At 71.0% G+C, this 22,129-nt stretch carries 19 protein-coding genes; 10 read left to right on the top strand and 9 right to left on the bottom strand.

Features of this window, described 5'->3' with window-relative positions; genetic code table 11:
- Positions 1 to 51: 51 nt before the first annotated feature.
- The 3 genes from ABFX55_RS42280 to ABFX55_RS42270 all read left to right on the top strand — a co-directional run bounded on the left by ABFX55_RS42280 (position 52) and on the right by ABFX55_RS42270 (position 5,909).
- The gene (locus ABFX55_RS42280) at positions 52 to 1,866 is read left to right on the top strand and encodes a sigma factor-like helix-turn-helix DNA-binding protein (RefSeq protein ID WP_346129130.1); all 1,815 of its coding nucleotides are present in this window, start codon (positions 52 to 54) and stop codon (positions 1,864 to 1,866) included.
- A 39-nt stretch (positions 1,867 to 1,905) separates the two neighbouring features.
- The gene (gene cysS / locus ABFX55_RS42275; protein ID WP_346129129.1) at positions 1,906 to 3,273 is read left to right on the top strand and encodes a cysteine--tRNA ligase; all 1,368 of its coding nucleotides are present in this window, start codon (positions 1,906 to 1,908) and stop codon (positions 3,271 to 3,273) included.
- A 119-nt stretch (positions 3,274 to 3,392) separates the two neighbouring features.
- Positions 3,393 to 5,909, top strand: a complete 2,517-nt coding sequence (locus ABFX55_RS42270) for a penicillin acylase family protein (RefSeq protein ID WP_346129128.1) — start codon at positions 3,393 to 3,395, stop codon at positions 5,907 to 5,909.
- A 3-nt stretch (positions 5,910 to 5,912) separates the two neighbouring features.
- Here the strand turns inward: ABFX55_RS42270 and ABFX55_RS42265 are convergent, their stop codons facing one another.
- Both ABFX55_RS42265 and ABFX55_RS42260 read right to left on the bottom strand, forming a co-directional pair.
- Positions 5,913 to 6,848, bottom strand: coding sequence for an MBL fold metallo-hydrolase (locus ABFX55_RS42265; RefSeq protein ID WP_346129127.1), 936 nt, complete (start codon positions 6,846 to 6,848; stop codon positions 5,913 to 5,915).
- Positions 6,849 to 6,872: 24 nt separating this feature from the next.
- Positions 6,873 to 7,322: a hypothetical protein gene (locus ABFX55_RS42260; protein WP_346129126.1), complete on the bottom strand. Its 450-nt coding sequence runs from the start codon at positions 7,320 to 7,322 to the stop codon at positions 6,873 to 6,875.
- Positions 7,323 to 7,397: 75 nt separating this feature from the next.
- Here ABFX55_RS42260 and ABFX55_RS42255 point away from each other — a divergent pair, with 75 nt between their 5' ends.
- Positions 7,398 to 8,345, top strand: a complete 948-nt coding sequence (locus ABFX55_RS42255) for a hypothetical protein (protein WP_346129125.1) — start codon at positions 7,398 to 7,400, stop codon at positions 8,343 to 8,345.
- Between the two features lie 68 nt (positions 8,346 to 8,413).
- Here ABFX55_RS42255 and ABFX55_RS42250 read toward each other — a convergent pair whose 3' ends face one another.
- Positions 8,414 to 8,842: a DUF6113 family protein gene (locus tag ABFX55_RS42250; protein WP_346129124.1), complete on the bottom strand. Its 429-nt coding sequence runs from the start codon at positions 8,840 to 8,842 to the stop codon at positions 8,414 to 8,416.
- An 11-nt stretch (positions 8,843 to 8,853) separates the two neighbouring features.
- Positions 8,854 to 9,759, bottom strand: a complete 906-nt coding sequence (gene mshB / locus ABFX55_RS42245) for an N-acetyl-1-D-myo-inositol-2-amino-2-deoxy-alpha-D-glucopyranoside deacetylase (protein ID WP_346129123.1) — start codon at positions 9,757 to 9,759, stop codon at positions 8,854 to 8,856.
- A gap of 103 nt (positions 9,760 to 9,862) precedes the next feature.
- Between mshB and ABFX55_RS42240 the strand changes: the two genes are divergently transcribed.
- From ABFX55_RS42240 to ABFX55_RS42230, 3 genes are all read left to right on the top strand, one after another.
- Complete coding sequence (locus ABFX55_RS42240; protein WP_346129121.1) at positions 9,863 to 11,929, top strand: S9 family peptidase; 2,067 nt, start codon at positions 9,863 to 9,865, stop codon at positions 11,927 to 11,929.
- 308 nt (positions 11,930 to 12,237) lie between these two features.
- Positions 12,238 to 12,468 carry a ribbon-helix-helix protein, CopG family gene (locus ABFX55_RS42235; protein WP_183655509.1) on the top strand — a complete coding sequence of 77 codons (231 nt, stop codon included), beginning with the start codon at positions 12,238 to 12,240 and terminating at the stop codon, positions 12,466 to 12,468.
- Positions 12,455 to 12,802: a type II toxin-antitoxin system PemK/MazF family toxin gene (locus tag ABFX55_RS42230; RefSeq protein WP_346129119.1), complete on the top strand. Its 348-nt coding sequence runs from the start codon at positions 12,455 to 12,457 to the stop codon at positions 12,800 to 12,802. The genes ABFX55_RS42235 and ABFX55_RS42230 overlap by 14 nt, the downstream gene beginning before the upstream one ends.
- 87 nt (positions 12,803 to 12,889) lie before the next feature.
- On the opposite strand, the gene ABFX55_RS42225 is transcribed toward ABFX55_RS42230, so the two are convergent.
- Together ABFX55_RS42225 and ABFX55_RS42220 are read right to left on the bottom strand one after the other, a co-directional pair.
- Positions 12,890 to 13,537: a response regulator gene (locus tag ABFX55_RS42225; RefSeq protein WP_346129118.1), complete on the bottom strand. Its 648-nt coding sequence runs from the start codon at positions 13,535 to 13,537 to the stop codon at positions 12,890 to 12,892.
- Positions 13,534 to 14,637 (bottom strand): sensor histidine kinase, encoded by a 1,104-nt coding sequence (locus ABFX55_RS42220; RefSeq protein ID WP_346129116.1) that lies wholly within the window; start codon positions 14,635 to 14,637, stop codon positions 13,534 to 13,536. Before ABFX55_RS42220 ends, ABFX55_RS42225 begins: the two co-directional genes overlap by 4 nt.
- Positions 14,638 to 14,747: 110 nt before the next feature.
- Between ABFX55_RS42220 and ABFX55_RS42215 the strand changes: the two genes are divergently transcribed.
- Positions 14,748 to 15,809: an alpha/beta hydrolase family protein gene (locus tag ABFX55_RS42215; RefSeq protein ID WP_346129114.1), complete on the top strand. Its 1,062-nt coding sequence runs from the start codon at positions 14,748 to 14,750 to the stop codon at positions 15,807 to 15,809.
- Here the strand turns inward: ABFX55_RS42215 and ABFX55_RS42210 are convergent, their stop codons facing one another.
- Complete coding sequence (locus ABFX55_RS42210; RefSeq protein WP_346129112.1) at positions 15,810 to 17,567, bottom strand: ABC transporter ATP-binding protein; 1,758 nt, start codon at positions 17,565 to 17,567, stop codon at positions 15,810 to 15,812.
- Between the two features lies 1 nt (position 17,568).
- Positions 17,569 to 19,257, bottom strand: a complete 1,689-nt coding sequence (locus ABFX55_RS42205; RefSeq protein ID WP_346129111.1) for an ABC transporter ATP-binding protein — start codon at positions 19,255 to 19,257, stop codon at positions 17,569 to 17,571.
- Positions 19,258 to 19,357: 100 nt separating this feature from the next.
- Here ABFX55_RS42205 and ABFX55_RS42200 point away from each other — a divergent pair, with 100 nt between their 5' ends.
- Complete coding sequence (locus tag ABFX55_RS42200; RefSeq protein ID WP_346129109.1) at positions 19,358 to 19,807, top strand: hypothetical protein; 450 nt, start codon at positions 19,358 to 19,360, stop codon at positions 19,805 to 19,807.
- 217 nt (positions 19,808 to 20,024) lie between these two features.
- Here the strand turns inward: ABFX55_RS42200 and ABFX55_RS42195 are convergent, their stop codons facing one another.
- On the bottom strand, positions 20,025 to 20,633 hold the full coding sequence (locus ABFX55_RS42195; RefSeq protein WP_346129107.1) for a TetR/AcrR family transcriptional regulator: 609 nt from the start codon (positions 20,631 to 20,633) through the stop codon (positions 20,025 to 20,027).
- Positions 20,634 to 20,703: 70 nt separating this feature from the next.
- On the opposite strand from ABFX55_RS42195, the gene ABFX55_RS42190 reads away from it, so the two are divergent.
- On the top strand, positions 20,704 to 22,113 hold the full coding sequence (locus tag ABFX55_RS42190; protein ID WP_346129106.1) for an MFS transporter: 1,410 nt from the start codon (positions 20,704 to 20,706) through the stop codon (positions 22,111 to 22,113).
- Positions 22,114 to 22,129 lie beyond the last annotated feature (16 nt).

The following is a 22,129-nucleotide window of genomic DNA, read 5'->3' as shown; positions in this document are numbered from 1 at the left end:
TCACATAGTCTCTGAACTGCGGATATCTTTCCCTTTGCCGGTTGGACCCCAATGAATCTCAGCCTGAGCGACCTCGCGCCACCCCTGCGCTGGACGTCTCCCGTCCAGATCGCACCGCTCGCGGACGATCCTCAGCTGCCCGAAGCCTGGTGGCAGTCGATCCCGCTGGACCGCGCATGCGCCGTCATCGGTGCCCAGGCCGTCGCAGGACGCCTCGCCGACCTCGCCGTCGCCTCCTGGGGACATCTGCAGCTCGGCGACATCCTGCCCTTGCTGAGGTTCTCCGACCCCGCGGAGAGCGAGCGGACGCCCGAGGGGCTCGGCCGCGACGTGGTCCACAAGCTGTTCAGCGGCGTCTTCGAGCGGCTGCTCGAGCCTGTCGCCGAGGTCAGGGCCGTCCCGCTGCCCCAGCTGGTCGACGAGGTGTTCGTCGCGCTCGACGAGCGTCAGCGGACGATCGCGCGTGACCGTGTCTACGCCGAGCAGCGGGCCACGCTCGACGAGCTCGCGCAGCGCTTCTCCGTGACGAGGGAGCGGATCAGGCAGATCGAGCGCGACCTGCGCGACCACGTGGAGGCCTGGCTCGCCTCGGTGTCCGCGGGGCCGCTGCTGGCGCACGTGACGTGGCTGCGCGGGCGGCTCGGCGCCGCCGTACCCGCCGAGGAGCTGGCCGAGGCGGTGCCGTGGCACCGTACGGAGCTGGTGTCGCTCGGCATCCCCGTGTGGCGGTTCGTGCGGACCCTGCTGACCGGCTACGAGCAGGCGGACGGATGGCTGATCGCCGGCGGCGCCGACGAGCTGAGGGAGAAGACCAGGCAGCTGTTCACCGAGGGGCCGAGGCCCGTCGCCGAGGCCGTCTCCATGACCGCGCAGCTCGGCGTCCGCGAGGACGTGGCCGAGCGGTGGCTGACCGCGGTGCCGCAGCTGCGGGTCTTCGACGGGCATGTCATGCTCTGGCCGCGCAGCGTCAACGAGAAGGCCGAGGCGGTGCTGTCCGTCGCGGGAGCGCCGCTCACCCCCGAGGAGATCCAGGAGCGGATCGGCGAGGACTACAGCCTGGTCGGCATCCGCAACCAGCTCACGGCCGACGCGCGCTTCCGCAGGGTCGACAGGAACAAGTACGGCCTGGCGCGCTGGGGCGGCGAGGAGTACCTGGGCATCAGGGAGATGATCGCCAGGGAGATCGAGCGAGCCGGCGGCGAGGCCTCGGTCAACACCATCGTCACCAACCTGACCTCCCGCTACGACGTGAGCGAGAGCTCGGTGCGGGCCTACTCGGGCGGCCCGGGGTTCGAGCGGTCGCAGCGTGGCTGGATCAGGGTGGCGGCTCCCGACCAGCCCGGCTACCAGCCGCGCAAGGACGTCTCGGAGACGCGGCGCTCCTTCAAGTCACGTGACGGGCGCTGGTGGCACAGGGTGGACGTCAACGCCGAGCACCTGCGCGGCTCGGGCTCCCCGCTCCCGACGGGCTTCGCCGCGCATCTCGGGATGGCGCCTGGCGGCTCGCTGACCGCCTCCGCGCCTTCGGGCGACGTGGTGATCTCCTGGCACAACCAGCCGACCATGGGCTCGATCAGGAACGTGCTGGCGGAGTTCAACGCCTCCGAGGGCGACCACGTGTTCCTCACGGTGTCCGACGGGGGCGAACTGCTGACGCGCTTCCTGCCCGCGGCCCAGCCCGCGCTGCGGCCCCTCAACAGGGCGCTGCACCTGATCGGGTACACGGCTCCCGTCGACTCCGAGGCCGAGGGCCTGCGCCTGATCGGGGCCAGGGTGGGGCTGCCCGAGACCGCCACGCGCGAGGAGGTGCTGACCCGCCTGCGGGAGCGCGGTGACCGCGACATCCTGGCCTTCCTGGGCGAGTAGTCGCTTTCCGGCGGCACGGCGCCGGATTAGGCTCGGTTCATGTTGAGGATCTACGACACGCGCACCAGGCAGGTCGAGGACATCCCCCAGGCGCGAGCCCTGCGGATGTACACCTGCGGTCCGACCGTCTACCGGTATGCGCACGTCGGGAACCTGCGCTCGTACCTGCTGTCCGACCTCATCAGGAGGATCCTCGAACGTCAGCGCGTCCGCATGGTCGTCTGCCAGAACATCACCGACGTCGGCCACCTGGTCGACGACGCCGAGGTCGGCGAGGACAAGATCGTCGCCCAGGCGCGCGAGGAGGGCAGGTCCACCCTCGACATCGCCAGGTTCTACGAGGACGCCTTCCGCCGCGACACCGCCGCGCTGAACCTGCGCCCGCCCGAGCACACCCCCCGCGCCACCGAGGCGATCGACCTCATGATCGAGCTGATCGCCAAGCTGATCGAGAAGGGCCACGCCTACACCGTCCCCGACGGCTCGGTCTTCTTCGCCGCCGAGACCTTCCCCTCCTACGGGGAGATCTCAGGCAACAGGCTCGACGCGCTCAAGCCCGGGCACAGGGTCGAGGGCGTCGACCCGCGCAAGCGCTTCCACGCCGACTGGGCGCTGTGGAAGCACTCGCACCGCGAGCTGGCATGGGTCACCCCGTGGGGAGGGCGCGGCTTCCCCGGCTGGCACGTCGAGTGCTCGGCCATGTCGCTGCGCTACCTCGGCGAGCACATCGACATCCACACCGGCGGCATCGACCTGCGCTTCCCCCACCACGAGGACGAGCGCGCCCAGTCCGACAGCGCCGCGGGACACGAGGTCGTGCGGCGCTGGGTGCACGGGGAGCACCTGCTGTTCGACGGGCGCAAGATGGCCAAGTCGACGGGCAACGTCGTGCTCCTCGCCGACGTGGCGGACGAGGGGCTCGATCCGCTGGCCGTACGGCTGGCCTTCATGGAGCACCGCTACCGCCATCAGATGAACCTGACCTGGGACACCCTGCGGGCGGCCGACCGCACGCTGCGCCGGTGGCGGGCCAGGGTCGCCGAGTGGGCGGAGTCGCCGTCCGCGCCTCTCGACCAGACGGCGGTACGGCAGGCCGAGGCCGCCTTCGACGACGACATCGACACCCCGGCGGCCCTCAGGGTGCTGAGGGAGCTCGAACGCGACGAGTCGGTGGCGCCGGGGTCGAAGTTCGAGTCCTTCCTCCACCTCGACCACGTGCTGGGTCTCGACCTCTCCTCGGAGATCGGCAGGGTGCGCGTCCTGCCGGCGGGCGCCGCCGAGCTCCTGGAGCAGCGCGCCCGCGCCAGGCAGGAGTGCGACTGGGCCGTGGCCGACCGGCTTCGCGACGACCTGGCGGCGCTCGGCGTGAAGGTCGCCGACACCCCCGACGGCCAGACCTGGACCTGACGCGCGACCTCCCTCGGCTTTCCATGATCGTGTCCTGACGGTTACCACGAGTAATGGCTGTCGAGACAGCGATGCAGGGCTGCGACACTTGGTGCGAAGCAGGTCAGAGGGAGGTTTTCGTGAGGATCAGGCCCTATGCGTGGTTGCCGTGGCCGCTGCGTTGGCTGGCACGGGTAGTGACCGTGCTCCTGGCCCTGGCACTGGTCCTCGCGGCCGTCGGCGTGTGGATCGCGCGGCAGTCCTTTCCCCAGCTGGACGGAGTGATCAAGCTCGCGGGGCTGTCCTCGAAGGTGGAGGTCTACCGCGACACGTGGGGCATTCCGCAGATCTACGCCGACACCTCGGAAGACCTGTTCATGGCGCAGGGCTACGTCCACGCCCAGGACCGCTTCTGGGAGATGGACTTCCGCCGCCACGTCACCTCGGGCCGGCTGTCGGAGCTGTTCGGCAAGGCGACGCTGACCGAGGACAAGGTCATCCGCACGATGGGCTGGCGCGAGGTGGCCCAGCAGGAGCTGGCGACGCTCACCGACCGCACCAGGCGCTATCTCGACGCCTACGCCAAGGGCGTCAACGCCTGGCTCGCCGAGCACCCGAACGCCTCGGCCAGGAGCCTGGAGTACTCGGTGCTCAAGCTGCAGAACTCCGGCTACGTGCCCGAGCCGTGGACCCCGCTCGACTCGGTGACCTGGCTCAAGGCCATGGCGTGGGACCTGCGCTCCAACCTCTCCGACGAGATCTCCAGGGCGCTGGCGGCCACCAGGCTGCCGAGGGAGCGCGTGGATCAGCTCTATCCCGGCTACCCGTTCGACAGGAACCCCTCGATCGTGACCCAGGGCACGGTCAGCGACCAGCGCTTCGACCAGAAGGCGGAGCCGAGGCTGGGCGAGGACGCCGCCGCCACCCTGACCAAGGCGGCCGAGGCGCTGAGCAGGGTCCCCGACCTCATGGGCACCGAGGAGCACGACGGCATCGGGTCGAACTCGTGGGTGGTCTCGGGAGAGCACACCACGACGGGCAAACCCCTGCTCGCCAACGACCCGCACCTGTCGGCGCAGATGCCGTCGGTCTGGTACCAGGCGGGACTGCACTGCCGCACCAAGTCCGAGAAGTGCGGCTATGACGTGACAGGGTTCACCTTCTCCGGAGTCCCCGGCGTGATCATCGGACACAACGACAAGATCGCGTGGGGATTCACCAACCTCGGCCCCGACGTCGCGGACCTCTTCCTCGAGCAGGTCAAGGGCGACACCTACCTCTACAGGGGTCAGTGGGCCAGGCTCGAGACCAGGAACGTCCAGATCAAGGTCGCGGGCGGCGCGCCTGTCACCCTCACGGTGCGCAAGACCAGGCACGGACCGCTGATCAACGAGGTGATGGGGAGCGTCAAGCCCTCGGGAGAGGCGAACGCCGTCGCCCTGCAGTGGACCGCGCTCTCCCCAGGCACCGCGGCCGAGGCCATCTTCGAGCTCAACGCGGCGGGCGACTGGCACGAGTTCCGCGCCGCCGCCTCGCTGTTCGACGTGCCCGCCCAGAACCTGGTGTTCGCCGACACCCAGGGCCACATCGGCTACCAGGCGCCGGGGCGCATCCCGGTGCGCGCCAAGGGCGACGGCACCTGGCCGGTGCCCGGCTGGACGGGCGAGTACGAGTGGAAGACCGCGCCCATCCCCTACGACCAGCTGCCCAGCGTCGCCGACCCCGCCGACGGCTTCGTGGTGACGGCCAACAACGCGGTCATCGACCCGGGCCGCTACCGGCCGCTGCTCACCAAGGACTGGTCGTACGGCTACCGCGCCAAGCGCATCCTCGAACGCGTCCAGCAGGCCATCAAGTCCGGCAAGATCGACGCCGAGGCCATGAGCCGCATCCAGCAGGACTCCCACAACGGCCTGGCCGAGCTCCTGGTCCCCGCCCTGCTCCAGGTCGAGCTCGCCGGGCCCAGCGCCCAGGCGCAGGGGCTGCTGCGCGGCTGGGACGGCTCCCAGGGCCTCGGCTCGGCCCCCGCCGCCTACTTCAACGCGGTCTGGCGGCACCTGCTCATCGCCGCCTTCAACGACGACCTGCCCGAGGGCGCCAGGCCCACGGGCGGCGACCGCTGGTACGAGGTCGTGCGGAGCCTGCTCGCGGCCCCCGCCGACCCCTTCTGGGACGACGTCACCACCAAGGGCCTCACCGAGACCCGCGACGACATCCTGCGCACCGCCATGGCCGACGCCCACCTCGAGCTGGCGGGGCTGCTGGGCGAGGACGTCAAGGCCTGGCGATGGGGCGACCTGCACCAGCTCACGCTGACCAACCAGACGTTCGGCACCTCGGGCATCGGCCCGATCGAGGCGCTGTTCAACCGCGGGCCCTTCGGCTCGCCCGGCAACAAGGACGCGGTCAACGCCACGGGCTGGAACATCCAGGACGACTACGCCATCACCGCCGTCCCCTCCATGCGCATGGTCATCGACCTCGCCGACCTCGACAGGTCCCGCTGGATCAACCTCACCGGCGCCTCGGGCCACGCCTTCCACGACAACTACTGGGACCAGGCGCCGCTCTGGGTGAACGGGGAGACGACGCCGATGAACTCCAAGCCCGACTCCATCAGGAAGGCGGCGGTGAACACCCTGACCCTCACGCCGTGACCCTCATGCCGTGAGCGGGCGCGACTCGCCCACCGCGAGGTCCCACAGGTCGGCGCGCGGCAGGCCGCGCGCCTCCCACTCCGCGCGCGCCAGCAGCACCGGCTCGAGCAGCGGTTCGCCCGACAGCACGAACGTACCCCAGTGCATGGTCGCCATCCGCCGCGCGCCCACGTCCAGGCACGCCTGTACGGCTTCCGCGGGGTTGACGTGGTTGCCCTTGGTGAACCAGCGGGGCTCGTAGGCGCCGACCGGCATCAGGGCCAGGTCGAGGCCGGGGAAGCGATCGCCGATCTCGGCCAGGCGCGGTCCGTAGGCGGTGTCGCCGGCGAAGTAGATCGACTTGTTGATCACCCACCCGCCCCACAGGGACCTGCACGTGTCCCAGATCGTGCGGCGGCTCCAGTGGTGCGCCGGCACGAAGTCGAAACTCACCCCGCCCAGCGTCGCGCCCTCCCACCAGTCCAGCTCGGTGACATGGCGAAAGCCCCGCCTGGTGAACCAGCGACCGAGGTTGGCGGGCGCGAAGATGGGCGTGGTCCTGGGCAGCCGCCTGATCGTGGGGGCGTCGAGGTGGTCGTAGTGGTTGTGGCTGATCACCACCGCGTCGATCCTCGGCAGGTCGCTCCAGGCCACGCCGGGTGGGGTGAGGCGCTGCCGTACACCGGGGATCTTGCGGGACCACACGGGGTCGGTGAGGATGGTCAGCCCCTCGACCTGGAGCACGTAGGTGGCGTGGCCCACCCAGGTGACCACCGTGCCCGTGAGCTGGGGCAGGCCGCCCCTGAGCACCGGTATCTGGTCGATGTCGCCGATGTTGGTGCGCAGCCCGCCATGCCAGGCGACGCTCACCAGCTCACGGAAGGCGGGAAGCGGCGCAGTCAGCCGGTCCCTGAAGGACGCCGGCCTGGCGGGGGCGCTCCGCTGGATGGTCTGAGACATAGGCACGCTCCCCTACGTAACGGATCACTCACCCTTGATGATCCCCTCAGGGAGCGTTCTATTCCTCCGCCACCATGGCGACTTGCGTGGATATCCGCCGTCTTCGAGCCCGGCGAGCCGTTCGAAGGGGTTGTATGCCGCCTGGTTGCCGCAGATGAGGATCGACACGGCGAGCGCGACCAGGTACAGCGGCAGCATCGGCAGGCCGACGCACCAGGCCCACTGAGTCGCGTGGCGGCCCTCGTGGTCGAGGAGCCTGCCGGTGAGGTAGCCGTCGGGATGCTTGGTCACGACGACGTTCCCGATGGTGAAGGCTCCCGCCACGGGGAAGGCGTAGCGGTAACCGTAGGCCAGAATGAGGCCGTCAGGGCCGTTCGTTCTGCGCGCCCCGCCCACGACGGAGATCAGCAGGCCGAGCGGAGTGGACAGGTTGACGAAGTTCGCGATCCTACGGATCCGATGGCGCCTCTCCATGCGTCTCACCCTTGACCGAACTTGACAAATCGGAATAATGATCCCCGTCCTGAAATCTCCCACCAGAGCAGGATCATGAGATTCATCATTCTGGCCGCGCTCCTCTGCACCATGGCGCTCGCCACCGTAGGCGGCTTCGCCGTCACGCAGACCTCGTCCGCGACCGACACCCCCACGGCCGACAGGCTCGAGTTACCCGTCTCCACCAGCCCCTCCCCCACGCCCACACCCACCTCGAGCACCGCCAAGTACAAGGCGACGGCCAAGGTGGTGAAGAAGAAGGGCGTCTCGTACCTGGACGTCGCAGTCACGTACGGCGGGGCGGCTCGCTTCACTGTGAAGCAGAAGGTGTGCAAGGGCAAGTCCTGCAGGACGGCCTCCGCCTCGCTGCCTGTCACGACGGGAGCGGGCAAGACGTCGACGAAGCTGGGCAAGGGCTCGTACAAGGCGAGCGGCAAGCCGAGCGTCTCGCTGAAGGTCCTCCCCTGGCCCACCCGCACGATCACCGCCACGGCCACCCCCTCGGCCACCACGACGGTGACGACGGGCCCCACGGTCACGGCGCCTGCCGCTCCCTCGGCGACGGTCACGGTCGCGACCACCACCACGGTCAGCGCGACGGTCACGATCACCCAGACCCCCGCGCCTTCGGTGTCGGTCTCGACGATCACGGCCCCCGCGCCGCCTCCCGTCACGGTCACGGTCACGTGCACCCCGGCCCCTGCCGATGCCCCCTCACCGCCGGCCGACCTCGCGCCGAGCGACCCCGGCACTCCCACGCCGTCCTCGGACACCCCGACGTCTCCGGCGCCGCCGGTGACCACCCCCGCCGCCGTCTCGACGACGCCCGGCACGACCGACCCGGTCACCACCCCGCCCGCCGAGCTGGCTCCCACCTTCCAGCCGTGCCCGACGGCGCCCGACCCCGACCCCGACCCCGACCCGGATCCCGATCAGGATCCGAACGGCCTGGACGCCGGCCAGGTGCCCAGCCCCACCTCACCGCCCCCGCCGACCCCGTGAACAGGGGATGACGTGAACGACGACGGCGTCGCCTTCGGGCGGCGCCGTCAGGCGTTCGTGGGCGGGCCCTACGAGCCGTCAGGCGTCGGGGGCGGCGGGCCGTACGAGCCCCTCATCAGCCACGAGCCGCCCGAGGAGGGCGACAGCAGAACGGCGATCACCACCGCCACCAGCCCGCCGTACAGGTAGACGAATCCGGCGATGTCGCCGGCGATCACCAGATCGCCCGCCGCCCGCTTCAGCGAGAACACCATCGAGACCAGCAGCCAGCCGATCGCCACCGCCGAGGCGCCGAGCTTGGAGCGCATCATCCTGCCCGCGAGGAGGCAGAGGCCGAACAGCACCGGGACCCAGCCGATGGCCGCCGCGGGGAAGGAGGCGCCGATGTACCAGGCGTGGGTGAACCCGCCCACCACGCCGAGGACGACCCCCAGCACGACCAGCATGCCGTACGCGGCCCCGGCCAGAGCGGACTCGGCGTGGCTCCTTTGCTCCATAACGGAGGAGGTTAGTGGATGCCCGCGAACAGGTCCTTCTCAAGGGTGTAAGGCTCGCCGAGACCCCCGGCCTCACGCGGGACACTCGGCCCGGTCTCGCCGCGCGACCCGCTGCGCAGAATGAAGTGCTCCACCCCGAACGCCTCCTGCCCGATGTTGTTGGACAGCGCGAACCACGGCGCGTCGACCATGATCTGCGTGGCGTGCGCCCGCATCGCGTCGAGCTTGTTGCCCAGGTACGGCCTGGCGTCCACCTCGGTCGTGATCTCGTCGTCCGCGGCACCGAACGGCACGTCCTCGACGTTCTCGGGGACGAAGGCGACCTCCGACTCGGCGAGCTCCTCCGCCGTCCTGCGCATGACGGACTTGGGGATGGCGGTGTAGTAGAACTTGGCCACCCGCCACGGCTCGCCCTCGCCGTGCCGAGGGTCGGCGGCCAGCTCGAAGGCCCTCCACGCCACCCTGTGCGCCTGGATGTGGTCGGGATGGCCGTAGAAACCGTTGTCGTCGTAGGTGACCATGACCTGGGGGCGCACCTCCCTGACGACCTTCACCAGGAGGGCGGCGGCCTCGTCCACGTCGGCCTGCCAGAAGGCGTTCAGCCTGTGGTTGGAGGCGACGCCCATCATCCCGCTGTCGCGCCACCTGCCCGGGCCGCCGAGAAAGCGGTGGTCCTCGACGCCCATGGCCTTGCAGGCCGCGTCCAGCTCCCCGACGCGGTGCTCGCCGAGGCTGTCGTCCCTGTCGGCGGCCAGGTGCGCCAGCTCGGGCGGGATGACCTCGCCCTCCTCGCCGAGCGTGCAGGTCACGAGCGTGACGTGGGCGCCTTCCGCGGCGTACTTGGCCATCGTCGCGCCGGTCCCGATCGTCTCGTCGTCGGGGTGGGCGTGCACGAGCAGAAGGCGTCGATCACTCATGCCCCGAGCGTATGCCACGCCCCGCCACGACCCCGACCCTGCCGTCCTCCGAGGAGTTTCGGGGCGCACGACGGAGGTGTCTCACCTGGCAAGATGGGGGGTTATGAGTGAGAGCTTCCCGCGCCTGCACGCAAGGACCCGCCGGTTCACCCTGGGTGTGCCCAGGGGCTTCACGATCTCCCCCGACGGCGCCCGCGTCCTGTTCCTGCGCACCAGGTCAGGCACCGACCCGGTCACCTGCCTGTGGGAGCTCGACACCGCCACCCATGTCGAACGCCTGGTCGTCGACCCCCGCGCCCTCGACACCGACGAGGAGAACCTGCCGCCGGAGGAGCGCGCCCGCCGTGAGCGCAGCCGCGAGCAGGCGGGCGGCGTCGTCGCCTACACCACCGACTCCGCGGCCACCCTGGCGGCCTTCGCCCTGTCCGGCGGCCTCTACGTCACCGAGCCGGCCAAGGGCACGACCCGCAGGCTGGAGACGCCGGGCGCGGTCATCGACCCGCGCCTGTCGCCTGACGGGCGGCATGTCGCCTATGTCACGAGCGGCTCGCTCCGGGTCCAGGACCTCGCCACCGGCGACGACCGCGCCCTGGCCACCCCCGAGAGCGACACCGTCACCTACGGCCTGGCCGAGTTCATCGCCGCCGAGGAGATGGACCGCCACCGCGGCTACTGGTGGTCGCCCGCCGGCGACGCCCTCCTGGTCGAGCGGGCCGACGAGGCGCCCGTCCAGACCTGGTACATCGCCGACCCCGCCAACCCGGACCGCCCCGCCGTCCCTCAGAGGTATCCGGCCGCGGGCACGCCCAACGCCGGCACCGAGCTGTTCGTCCTGGGCCTGGACGGCTCGCGCGTCGCGGTGCCGTTCGAGCACGAGTACCTCACCACCGCCTCGTGGGACTCCCACGCGCTGTCGATCGTGACCATGTCGCGCGACCAGAGGACGCGCCGCCTGTTCACCGTCGACCCCGCGACCGGCCGCTCCACGCTCGTCCGCGAGGACACCGACGAGGCCTGGGTCGAGGTCGTGACCGGCGTGCCCGGCCACCTCGACGACGGCTCGCTGGTCTGGGTCGCCGACGACGAGGGCGGACGCCGCCTGTTCGTCGGCGACCGCGTCGTCACCCCGCCCACCCTCCAGGTTCGCGACGTGCTCGACATCGACCGCGACACCGTGCTGTTCAGGGCCAGCGGCGACCCCACCGAGATCCAGCTCTGGACGTGGGACGGCCACTCCCTCATGCCCGTCTCCACCGCGTCGGGCGTCTATTCGGGGCGCCTGGCAGGGGGCGTCGGGGTGCTGACCGAGCAGTCGCTCGAGCGCGAGGGCGTCTCCGCCACCGTGGTCCTGCCCAGCGGCATGACGATCCCGATCCCCTCGCTGGCCGAGCGGCCCGGCCTCGACCTGCGCGTCCACCTCGGCCGCTCGGGCACCCGCGACCTGTCGACCGCCGTCGTCTTCCCCTCGTGGCACGAGCCCGGCTCGCGCAGGCTGCCCGTCCTTCTCGACCCGTACGGCGGGCCGCACGCCCAGCGCGTCCTGGCCAGCCAGGGCATGTACCTCACCAGCCAGTGGTTCGCCGAGCAGGGCTTCGCCGTCGTCGTCGCCGACGGCCGCGGCACCCCTGGACGCGGCCCCGCCTTCGAGCGGGCGGTGCTGAACGACCTGGCCACCCCTGTTCTCGACGACCAGGTGGACGCCCTGCAGGGTGTCGCCCAGCAGTACCCCGACGACCTCGACCTGTCCAAGGTCGCCATCCGCGGCTGGTCGTTCGGCGGCTACCTGGCCGCGCTCGCCGTCCTGCGCAGGCCCGACGTCTTCCACGCGGCGATCGCGGGCGCGCCGGTGACCGACTGGCGCCTGTACGACACCTGCTACACCGAGCGCTACCTCGGCGACCCGCACACCCAGCCGGAGGTCTACGACCAGTCCTCGCTGTTCGCCGACGCGGCCAAGCTGGAGCGCCCGCTCCTGCTGATCCACGGCCTCGCCGACGACAACGTGGTCGCCGCGCACACGCTCCGCCTGTCGTCGGCCCTGCTGTCGGCCGGGCGCCCGCACACCGTCCTGCCGCTGTCGGGGGTGACCCACATGACGCCGCAGGAGGTCGTCGCCGAGAACCTGCTGCTCCTCCAGGTCGACTTCCTCAAGAAGTCCCTCGGCCTGTAGTCCGCGCAGAAGCAAGGGCCTCACCATGGCGCGCTTCGCGCGCGGGGTTCGGGCGTGCTCCCACCCGGGCAGCCGGCCCGACCCCTTGAGGCCCTCGCTTCGCCCGGACGCCTTCTCGGACCCACCCGGGCAGCGAGACACCTGTACCTCACCCAGCCTCGCTCCGCTCGGGGCGCTCCGCGCGTCCGACCGTCATACCCACGTGAATCGCTCTGACGATCGCCTCTCACCCTTCAGTCGACGCCGAAGAGAAGACTCTCCTACCACTACTCCACACCGGTGGTAGCAACATGGGTACACTCAAAAGTATGAAGTTGAGTGTGAGCCTCCCCGAAGAGGACGTTGCGTTTCTCGACGAATATGCCGAAGAGACTGGCGAGAAGTCCCGCTCGGCAGCGCTTCACGCGGCGATCGCCCTCCTGAGAGCCGCCAAGCTTGAAGAGTCCTACGCCATCGCGTTCAGCGAGTGGGACCAGAGCGAGGACTCAGAGCTTTGGGACTCCACCGTCGGAGATGGAGTCGGCAGTGCGTCGCGGTGACATCTACTGGGTCGATCTCGAACCGATCAAGGGATCCGAAGCCAACAAGACCAGACCGGCCGTCATCGTCAGCAGCAATGCTGCCAACAGGGCTGCTGAGCAGAGCGCGAGAGGCGTGATCACGGTGGTGCCCGTCACCACGAACATCCAGCGGGTCCTCCCCTTCCAGGTCCTTCTTCCCGCTGCGGAGTGCGGGCTCGACGCCGACTCGAAGGCCCAGGCCGAGCAGGTGAGATCAGTCGCCATCGAGCGCGTCCAAGGACGGGCAGGCCGGGTATCGCCCAAGGCCCTGCACCGCCTGGACCAGGCTCTGCGCATGCACTTCGCCCTCTGACAGAGATACTCCAGGCGCTCAGTCTCCGGGATCCGCCGTAGAGGCGCTCCAGATCCACCACCTGGACGTCTTCGCGCGCTCGCGCGTTCAGCGGAGATCGGCGTCGTGGACCACGATGGCGGCCTGGACCCTGTTGGTCAGGCCGAGTTTGGCCAGCACGCGGCTGACATGCGCCTTCACCGTCGCCTCCGTCAGACGGAGCTCCCTGCCGACCTCCGCGTTCGACAGTCCCCTGGCCAGCGCCCTGATCACCTCCTCCTCCCGCCCCGTGAGCGAGGCCAGTTGCCTGCGCGCCGCCTCCGCCCGTGAAGGCGCTCTGTCCACGAAGGCCGAGATCAACCGTTTGGTGACCGTGGGCGACAGCATGGCCTGCCCGCCCGCGACCGTCCTGACGGCCGCGGCCAGCTCGCGCGGCGGCGTGTCCTTCAGCAGGAACCCGACGGCCCCGAGGCGCAGCGCCTCGTGCACGTACTCGTCCAGGTCGAAGGTGGTCAGCATGATCAGCTTCGGCGCGTCGGGAGCGGTGAGGATCCGGGCGGCCGCGGCCAGCCCGTCGACGCCCGGCATGCGGACGTCCATGAGCACGACCTGGGGGCGGAGCCTGCCCGCCGCCGAGATCGCCTCGGCGCCGTCGCGGGCCTCGCCGACGACCACGATGTCCCCCGCCGCCTCGAGGATCAGCCGCAGGCCGGAACGGACGAGCGCCTCGTCGTCGACGATCAGTACGCGGATCACGCGGGAATCCTGGCACGCAGCTCGAAGCCGCCGTCCTCACGACGGCCGGTGTGCAGGGTGCCTCCTACCAGTTCGACGCGTTCGCGCAGCCCCACGAGTCCCCAGCCCGACTCGGGCAGGGGGGCGGCCTGCCGTACGGGAGGGTCGTTGGCGACCACCACCTCCAGCGAGGAGGGCAGGAAGCGGATGGAGACGTCGGCGCTGGTCTCGCCCGCGTGCTTGTGGACGTTGGTGAGCGCCTCCTGCACCACCCGGTAGGCGGTGCGCTCGACGGTCGGGCCAAGGGAGCGGGCCTCGCCCTCGTCGTGCCTGGTGAGCGCGATGCCCAGGGTGCGCGACTGGTCCAGGAGCCCGTCGAGGTCGGCCAGCGTGGGCTGAGGAGCGCGGGGGGCGGGCAGCGCGGGCGAGCGCAGGACGCCCAGCACGTCGCGCAGGTTGGTGAGGGCCTCCCTGCCGATGTCGCCGATCAGCGCCGCGGCCTGCGCCGTACGGGAGTCGGAGGTGCCGACCTCCAGCGCGCCCGCGTGCATGACCATGAGCGACACCCGGTGGGCCACGACGTCGTGCATCTCGCGGGCGATGCGGGCGCGCTCCTGGGCGCGTGCCTGGTCGGCGCGCATGACCTGCTCGCGTTCGAGGCGCTCGGCGCGCTCCTTCGCGGCGGCCAGCACGTCGCGTCTGGCCCGCACCCACAGCCCGAACACCAGCGGCAGCCCGATCCCCGCCGCCCCTATGAGCGTGGCGTTGCCGAGCGTGCCGGTCAGATGCTCTCTCTGACCGCCGATCAGCGCTCCGACCCCGGCCGAGAGGGCGACGGTCACCGCGCCCATGCCCGCGTACGCCGCGATGTCGCGCCGCTCGCGCAGCGTGGTGCCCGCGTAGTAGGAGGCGACGAGCAGCGGCGGCCACATCCCGAATCCGACGTAGACGAGCGCGCCCACGGCGGCCAGCGGCCACCAGGCGCGCGGCGCGAACCACGCGGCCACCCCCGCCACCGCCGCGATCAGCACGAGCAGCGGGAACGGCAGGTTCGTCGCCACCCCCATCTGGCCGCTGAGCGTGGCCAGGGAGAGCCCGAACACCAGGACACCAAGCACCATGGCCCCGAGCGTACGGCCCGGCGAACCGGACGAAGTACGACGAAAGTCGTAATCTCCGACCGACGTTCGGCGCTGGGCCGCCCTGCCGCGGCCAGACCAGAGTGATCCGCATGAAGACCCCCTATGTCGTCGCGGCGGCCCTGTCGCTCAGCCTGCTCGCCTCCCCCGCCCACGCCGGGACCGCCAAGCCCTCTCTTCCCGAACCGACGGGGACGAAGAAGGTCGGCACGACCTCGCTCCACCTGGTCGACACCGAGCGGCGCGACCCCTGGAACCAGGAGGCGGCCGCCAGGGAGCTCATGGTCTCCCTCTGGTACCCGGCGGCCAGGTCAGGAGGAAAGCGCGCGGCCTACCTGACGAAGGAGGAGTCAGCCGCCGTCCTCAAGGACTTCGACGTGCCGCCCGAGACGCTCACCGCGACCCGCGTGCACGCCAGGGTGACCGCCCCGCCCTCGCGGGCGCGGCTGCCTCTGGTGCTGATGTCGCCGGGGTTCAGCTTCCCCAAGGCCACGCTGACCTCGCTGGCCGAGGACCTGGCCAGCAGGGGCTATCTGGTGGCGGCGGTGGAGCACACCTACGAGTCGGTCGCCACCACCTTCCCCGACGGCAGGACCACCACCTGCCTGGCCTGCGTCCGAGGCCAGGACGGCGCGAAGGTCGCCCAGGGAAGGGTCGCCGACCTGCGGTTCGTCCTCGACGAGCTGCTGAGACGGGAGCTGGTCGACCGCTCCAGGATCGCGGTGGTCGGCCACTCGATGGGCGGCAACAGCGCCGCGCACGCCATGCTGGCCGACCCGCGCGTCAAGGCGGCCGCGAACCTGGACGGCACGTTCGCCCCCGTCGTGCCGAAGCTGGACAAGCCGTTCCTCATGGTCGGCAACGCCAAGCACGTCCCCGACGGGAGCGACAGCACGTGGCCGAAGTCGTGGGCGAACATGACGGGGTGGAAGCGCTGGATCACCGTGGCCGGCGCCGACCACTCCTCGTTCGTCGACTACGCCGTACTGAGGCCGCAGCTGGGCCTGCCCGCGCCCGAGCTCGACGGGGCGAGGGCGCTGCAGATCACCCGCGCGTACCTGGCCGCCTTCCTCGACACGCACCTGCGGGGCAGGGACGAGCCGCTGCTGGACGGCCAGTCCAAGGCCTACCCCGAGGTGCGGTTCTGGAAGTGATCAGCGGGCGGTCGGCGCGGGGCTGCCGTGCCAGCTGGCCCACAGGGCAGCGTAGGAGCCGCCCTCGGCCACCAGCTCGTCGTGCGAGCCCAGCTCGCTGATCCGCCCGTCCTCCACGACCGCCACCCTGTCGGCGTCGTGCGCCGTGTAGAGGCGGTGCGCGATCGCGATCACCGTGCGCCCGTCGAGGACGGCCGCGAGCGACCGTTCGAGGTTGCGCGCGGCCCTGGGGTCGATCAGCGAGGTGGCCTCGTCGAGCACCAGCGTGTGCGGGTCGGCCAGGACGAGCCTGGCCAGCGCGACCTGCTGGGCGTGCGCGGGCGAGATCGCCGTGCCGCCCGAGCCGACCGTGGTGTCGAGCCCGTCGGGCAGCGACTCCACCCAGTCCAGCGCGTCCACCGCCCTGAGCGCGTCGAGGACCTGCTCGGAAGTGGCGGAGGGCCGCGCGATCAGCAGGTTGTCGCGCAGCGTGCCGCGGAAGACGTGGTGCTCCTGGGTGACCAGCGCGACGTGGCCGCGCAGGTCGTCCAGGGGCAGGTCGACCAGCGACACCCCGCCGACAGTGACGGCTCCGGTGCGTGGACCGTGGATGCCCGCCAGCAGCCTGCCGAGCGTCGACTTGCCCGCGCCCGACGGCCCGACCATCGCCAGCCGCTCGCCGGGGCGCAGCGACAGCGACACCCCGTGCAGGACGTCGTGGCCCTCGCGGTAGGCGTAGCGCACGTCGGAGGCGGCCAGGTTCTCGCCCGCCGGCACCGACGTGCCCGCCGTACGGTCGTCGGGGACGTTGGCCACGCCCAGCAGGCGCGCCATCGCGGCCCCGCCGACCTGCAGCTCGTCGATCCACATGAGGAACCTGTCGAGCGGGTCGATGAGCTGCTGGGCGTAGAGGACGGCGGAGGTGACCTGGGCGAGCGTCACCCAGTCGTTGGTGTAGAACAGCCCGCCGACCAGCAGCGCGGAGACCACGGGGATCACGTAGCCGAGCTCGACCATGGGGAACCACACCGTGCGCAGGCCGAGCGTGTACCGCTCGGCCGCCCACGACCTGGAGATGTCGCCGTCGGTGCGGGCGTGCCTGCGATCCTGCAGGCCGAGCGCCTCGATCGTGCGGGCGCCCTCGACCGTCTCGGCCAGCCCTTCGGTCATGTCCGCGTAGGCGGCGTTCTCCCGCAGGTAGCCGTCGCGCGCCCGGTTGAGGTACCACCGGGTGGAAATCCAGATGATCGGGACGGCCAGCAGCATGGGCAGCATCAGCAGCGGGCTGACCAGCAGCAGCGCGCCCACCGTGATCACACCTGTGACCAGCGCGATCAGCGTCTCCGGAACCGCGTGCCGCACGGTCCTCGACAACGAGTCGACGTCGCGCGAGGTCCGCGTGATCAGGTCGCCCGAGCCCGCCCGCTCCACCGTGGACAGCGGCAGCGCGAGCACCCTGTCGACGAACTCCTCGCGCAGCTCGGCGAGCACCTTCTCGCCCAGCCTGGAGGAGGCCAGCACCGCGAAGCGGATGAGCACCGACTGCAGGACAAGGAACGTTCCGATGCCGACGGCCACCAGCGTGACATTGATGTCGGTGCCGTCCTGCACACGCTGGACCAGGCCGCCGAGCTGCCACGGCACCGCGAGCCCCGCCACGGCGGCGAGGCCGTGCAGAGCGAGGGCGACGGTCAGCTCACGCGGGTACTTCAACGTCAGCCGCCTGGCGTAGGCGCGAACCTGCGTCTGGTCGGCGACGGGGAGAATCTCCCGAGCCATCTCAGTCCTCCCCTCTCGTCACGGTCGCCGCGTAGGCGGGTTCGGTGGCCAGCAGGTCGCGGTGGGCGCCTTCGGCGCGCACCCTGCCGTCCTCCACGTAGATCACATGGTCGGTGCGGTCGAGCACCAGCGGGCTGGTCGTGCAGACCAGCGTCGTCCTGCCCGCGCGCGCCTTGGCGAGCCGCTCGGCGATGCGCGCCTCGCTGTGCGCGTCGACCGCGCTGGTCGGCTCGACCAGGATGAGCACCTCGGGGTCGGCGACCAGCGCCCTGGCCAGGCGCAGCCGCTGCTGCTGCCCGCCGGAGAACTCCCTGCCCGCCTCGGCCACGTGGGCGTCGAGGCCGTCGGGCAGCGCCTCGACGATGTCCTCGGCGCAGGCGGCGTGCAGCGCCTGCCGTACGGCCTCGGCCGAGGCCTCGCCCCTGACGTCGAGCTCGTCGCGCAGCCTTCCGGCGAACAGTCTGGCGTTGTTGTCGGCGACCAGGACCCTGGAGCGGACCTCGGCCAGCGGCAGCGTGGACAGGTCGGTGCCGCCGAAGGAGACCTCGCCCTCGCTGTAGCGGCCCAGGCGGTCGGCGATCGCGATCGCGTCCTCTGGAGTGCCGCCCGCGAGCGCGGTCAGCGTGCCGGGCCTGACCGTCACCCCGCTCTCGGCGTCGTGCAGGAGGCCGCCGTGCGAGCTCTCCTCGCCGCCCGAGACCTCGGGCTCGATCGAGAGGATCCTGATTACGCGCCTGGCGGCGACGTGGCCCTTGGTCAGCTTGTCGGCAGCCTCGGTGAGTGTGCGCATCGGGCCGATCAGGAAGACGGCGTAGCCGTAGAAGGCGACGAGCTGACCTGTGGTGATCTGGCCGCCGACGGCGAAGGAGGCGCCGATGCCCGTGACGATCGCGATGAGCACGCCGGGCAGCAGGATCTGCGCGCCCTCCAGCATCGACTCGACGCCCGCGACGCGCACGCCCGCGTGCCGTACCCGCTGGGACTCCTCGCGGTAGCGGTCGGCGAAGACCTCCTCGCCGCCGATGCCGCGCAGCACCCGCAGGCCCGCGACGATGTCGGCCGCCCTGGTGGACAGCTCGCCCTGCAGCTCGCGGTGGGCCTGCTGACGCTTGTGCAGCGGCTTGAGCAGCGGGCCGACGGCGATCGCCATCAGCGGCACGCCGACCAGCACCATCAGCCCCAGCTCCAGCGAGGTGGAGATCAGGATCACGGTCACCGTGACGATCGCCACGACGGAGCCGACGCCGCGCAGCAGGATGTCCATCGAGTTGCCGATGTGGGCGATGTCGGAGTTGCCGACGCTCACCACCTCACCGGTGGACAGCCGCTTCGGCAGCGTCGCGCCCAGCCTGGTGGCCTGCCTGGTGGTCACCTGGACCGTCCTGTAGGCGGCGGCCAGCCAGTTGTAGACCGCCATCCTGTGCCGCATGATGCCGGCGTAGGCCTGCACGAGGCCCAGCCCGAACAGCACCGCCGACCAGGTCATCAGATCGTCGGTGTGCTTGCCGGTGACCGCGTCGATGCCCTTGCCCAGCACGAACGGCATGAGCGCCTGCGCGAACCACCACAGGATGGCGAAGCTGATGCCGACGGCAAGGGCGCCCGCCTGGCGGCGCGCCGTCCAGAGGAGGTAGCGCGTGGGCGTGCGAATGTCAGGGGTGCCAGGATCGGCCTGGGGTAGGGAGCGCATAGCTCGTCAAGATTGACAAAGTCCGTGCTGACCAGGCAAACCATTTTCCGCGCCCAGAGCCGCCGCCATCACGGGTCATCCCGTGGGACGATCCCGATTCATGACCACGAAACTCATCGGAGTCGCGGCCGCCGGCGTCCTGGCGACCGCCGCCTTAGCCCCCGCCGCCCACGCCGACACCGCCCTCAGGACCGTGTACGGCTGGGCCAAGAAGTCGGGCGACTCCGCCATGATCCTCACCCCCTCCAAGGCGACGCTGGGCGAGATCGGCGAGAGCGGTCTGCCCGGCTGGCACCTGGGCAAGCGGACCGGCAAGCCTGTCAGGATCGACTACACCGAGGGCCTCGACTTCCGCCAGATCAACAAGAGGTGCGGCAGGCGGGCGGCGGGCTACCCGCACGACAAGTACACGAAGAAGGGCTTCGGCGCGGTCAGGTGCACCCCCGGCGACCTGTGGTCGCTGCTGGGCAAGGGCCGCCTGGCCGTCAGGGTCGTCTACGACCCCGCGGGCCCGATGGCCGTCAAGGTCTACGAGCTGAACCTCCCGTAGCACCCGGCCTCTGGGCGCTGACACGCCCCAGACGCCCCCGCGCGGGCCTGCCCCTGGAGGAAGGCCCACGCCGAATCGTGCTTCCCCGGCTCCTTCGCCGCCCTGGCCCGCGCGCAGCGCGAGACCGGCGTCGCGGACGTGCTGGCCAGGTCGAGCCTGGAGCAGATCAGGCGGGCGTGGGGGCTGCCCGCCGTGCCGTCCCTCACCTGAGGGCCGATCAGGCCCTGTAGACCCCTGCTCTGGCCGCCGTCGCGGCGGCCGTGGCGGCGCGGTCGGCCACGCTCTCGTCGAGAGGGTCGCCGCTGGCCAGCAGGCGGTAGTACAGCGGGGCTGAGACCGCGCGGATGACCTCATGAGGGTCGGTGCCCTCAGGCACCTCACCACGCTCCACGGCGGCCTCCACGCATCCCGCCCACTCCTCGATCCTGGTCGCGTAGAAGCGGTGCAGGGCGGCGGCGGTGCGCTCGTCACAGGTCGCGGCGGCGATCATCGCCTTGAACAGCGCGCCCTGCCGGGGATCGGTCAGGGTCTTGACCACGAGCCTGGCGTTCGCCCTGAGGTCCTCGTCCAGTGAACCCGAGTCCGTGCGGGGCGTGGACTGCTCGGCCATGTCGACGAGGAGGTCGGCGATCAACCCGGTGGTCGTGGACCAGCGCCGGTAGACGGTGGTCTTGCCGACCTCCGCCCTGCGGGCGACGTCGGCGAGGTCGAGGCCGTCGAGGCCGTGCTCGACCAGCGCGTCGCCGGCCGCCTGGAGGACGGCGGCGCGCACGCGAGCGGTGCGTCCACCCGGCCTGACAGTGCCATAACGGGACTCCAGTTCCATTACCAGCCCTCTCGTGCTAAGTTGCTCTCAGCTTAACGGTACTAGAGACCCGTTAAAAGAAGGGCTCCCCATGTCCACGCTCACCCACGCCGAGCCGCAGACCGCCATGACCGGGCGGCAGAAGCTCGTGCTCACCCTCCTCCTCGGCGCCCAGTTCATGATCGCCGTGGACTTCTCGATCCTGAACGTCGCGCTGCCCGTCGTCGGGGAGGGACTCGGTTTCTCCCTCACGCACCTGCAGTGGATCGCCACCTCCTTCGCGCTGGCGGCGGCCGGGTTCACCCTGCTGTTCGGCCGGGTCGCCGACCTGGTCGGACGCAAGCGGCTCTTCCTGGGCGGCATGGCCGTACTCGGACTCTCCTCCCTCATGGGCGGCCTCGCCACCTCGCCCGAGATCCTGCTGATCGCCAGGGTGCTGCAGGGGCTGGCGACCGCCGCCGTCACCCCTGCGGGCCTGGCGTTGCTCACCACCGCCTTCAAGGAGGGGCCGCTGAGGGAGCGGGCGCTCGGCCTCAACGGCGCGCTGATGTCGGCCGGATTCACCGCGGGCGCCATCCTCGGCGGACTGCTCACCGACCTGCTCTCCTGGCGCTGGGCCTTCTTCGTCAACGTGCCCGTCGCCGCGCTCGTCCTGGCGCTGGCCCCCTCGGCGATCACCGACTCGCGACCTGCCGTACGGCCGAAGCTGGACGTTCCCGGCGCGATCACCGTCACCGGCGGGCTCCTCGCGCTCGTCTACGGCCTCACCCAGGCCGGCGAGACGGGCTGGACCGCGCCCACCACGCTCGCGGCCCTCATCGCCGGCCTGGCGCTCCTCGTCGGCTTCTGGTTCGTCGAGCAGCGGGCCGACGCCCCCCTCGTCCCTGTGCGCATCATGAAGCGGCGCAGCGTCATCTGGGGCAACACGGCAGGGCTCATCGCCTTCGTGACCGAGACCTCGCTGGTCTTCCTGCTCACCCTCTACCTGCAGGAGGTCCTCGGCTACTCGCCGCTGGCCACCGGGCTCGCCTTCGGCGTCCTCGGCCTCGGCACCGTCCTCGGCGGCACCCTCGGCGGACGCGCGGTCGGCCGCCTCGGCACCAGGGCCACCATCATCGGCGGCGGCCTCGTCCAGGCGGTCGCCACCCTCGCCCTGATCGGCCTCGGGACCTCGGGCTCCTCGATCTGGCTGCTGCTGGCCGCGACCTTCGTCGGCGGCGTCGGCAACATGCTGGTGATCGTCGGCTTCATGGTCACCGCCACCTCGGGGCTGCCCGACGAGGAGCAGGGCCTGGCCACCGGCCTGGCGACCATGACCCAGCAGGTCGGCATCACGATGGGCATCCCGATCATGAGCGCCGTCGCCACCGCCAGGATGACCGCGCTCGGCGACACCGGCGCCGAGGGGGTGCTCTCGGGGGTCTCGGTCGCGATCCTCGTCAACTCCGCCCTGGTGCTGGTGGGCGCCGTCCTCGCCGCCGCCTTCCTGAAGCGCAGGTGACGACAGCGAAGCGGGC

Origin of the sequence: Nonomuraea roseola (genome assembly GCF_039535395.1) — a bacterium.
GTDB lineage: Bacteria > Actinomycetota > Actinomycetes > Streptosporangiales > Streptosporangiaceae > Nonomuraea > Nonomuraea roseola.
The sequence above is the reverse complement of the archived record's forward strand: the minus strand, read 5'-3'. Positions and strand labels throughout refer to the sequence as shown.

Bases quoted from the DNA above. Each gene is read 5' to 3' on its own strand.
- ABFX55_RS42280 (WP_346129130.1), top strand. From the start codon at position 52: ATGAATCTCAGCCTGAGCGACCTCGCGCCACCCCTGCGCTGGACGTCT.
- cysS (WP_346129129.1), top strand. From the start codon at position 1,906: ATGTTGAGGATCTACGACACGCGCACCAGGCAGGTCGAGGACATCCCC.
- ABFX55_RS42265 (WP_346129127.1), bottom strand. From the start codon at position 6,848: ATGTCTCAGACCATCCAGCGGAGCGCCCCCGCCAGGCCGGCGTCCTTC.
- ABFX55_RS42260 (WP_346129126.1), bottom strand. From the start codon at position 7,322: ATGGAGAGGCGCCATCGGATCCGTAGGATCGCGAACTTCGTCAACCTG.
- ABFX55_RS42255 (WP_346129125.1), top strand. From the start codon at position 7,398: ATGAGATTCATCATTCTGGCCGCGCTCCTCTGCACCATGGCGCTCGCC.
- ABFX55_RS42250 (WP_346129124.1), bottom strand. From the start codon at position 8,842: ATGGAGCAAAGGAGCCACGCCGAGTCCGCTCTGGCCGGGGCCGCGTAC.
- mshB (WP_346129123.1), bottom strand. From the start codon at position 9,759: ATGAGTGATCGACGCCTTCTGCTCGTGCACGCCCACCCCGACGACGAG.
- ABFX55_RS42240 (WP_346129121.1), top strand. From the start codon at position 9,863: ATGAGTGAGAGCTTCCCGCGCCTGCACGCAAGGACCCGCCGGTTCACC.
- ABFX55_RS42235 (WP_183655509.1), top strand. From the start codon at position 12,238: ATGAAGTTGAGTGTGAGCCTCCCCGAAGAGGACGTTGCGTTTCTCGAC.
- ABFX55_RS42220 (WP_346129116.1), bottom strand. From the start codon at position 14,637: ATGGTGCTTGGTGTCCTGGTGTTCGGGCTCTCCCTGGCCACGCTCAGC.
- ABFX55_RS42215 (WP_346129114.1), top strand. From the start codon at position 14,748: ATGAAGACCCCCTATGTCGTCGCGGCGGCCCTGTCGCTCAGCCTGCTC.
- ABFX55_RS42210 (WP_346129112.1), bottom strand. From the start codon at position 17,567: ATGGCTCGGGAGATTCTCCCCGTCGCCGACCAGACGCAGGTTCGCGCC.
- ABFX55_RS42205 (WP_346129111.1), bottom strand. From the start codon at position 19,257: ATGCGCTCCCTACCCCAGGCCGATCCTGGCACCCCTGACATTCGCACG.
- ABFX55_RS42200 (WP_346129109.1), top strand. From the start codon at position 19,358: ATGACCACGAAACTCATCGGAGTCGCGGCCGCCGGCGTCCTGGCGACC.
- ABFX55_RS42195 (WP_346129107.1), bottom strand. From the start codon at position 20,633: ATGGAACTGGAGTCCCGTTATGGCACTGTCAGGCCGGGTGGACGCACC.
- ABFX55_RS42190 (WP_346129106.1), top strand. From the start codon at position 20,704: ATGTCCACGCTCACCCACGCCGAGCCGCAGACCGCCATGACCGGGCGG.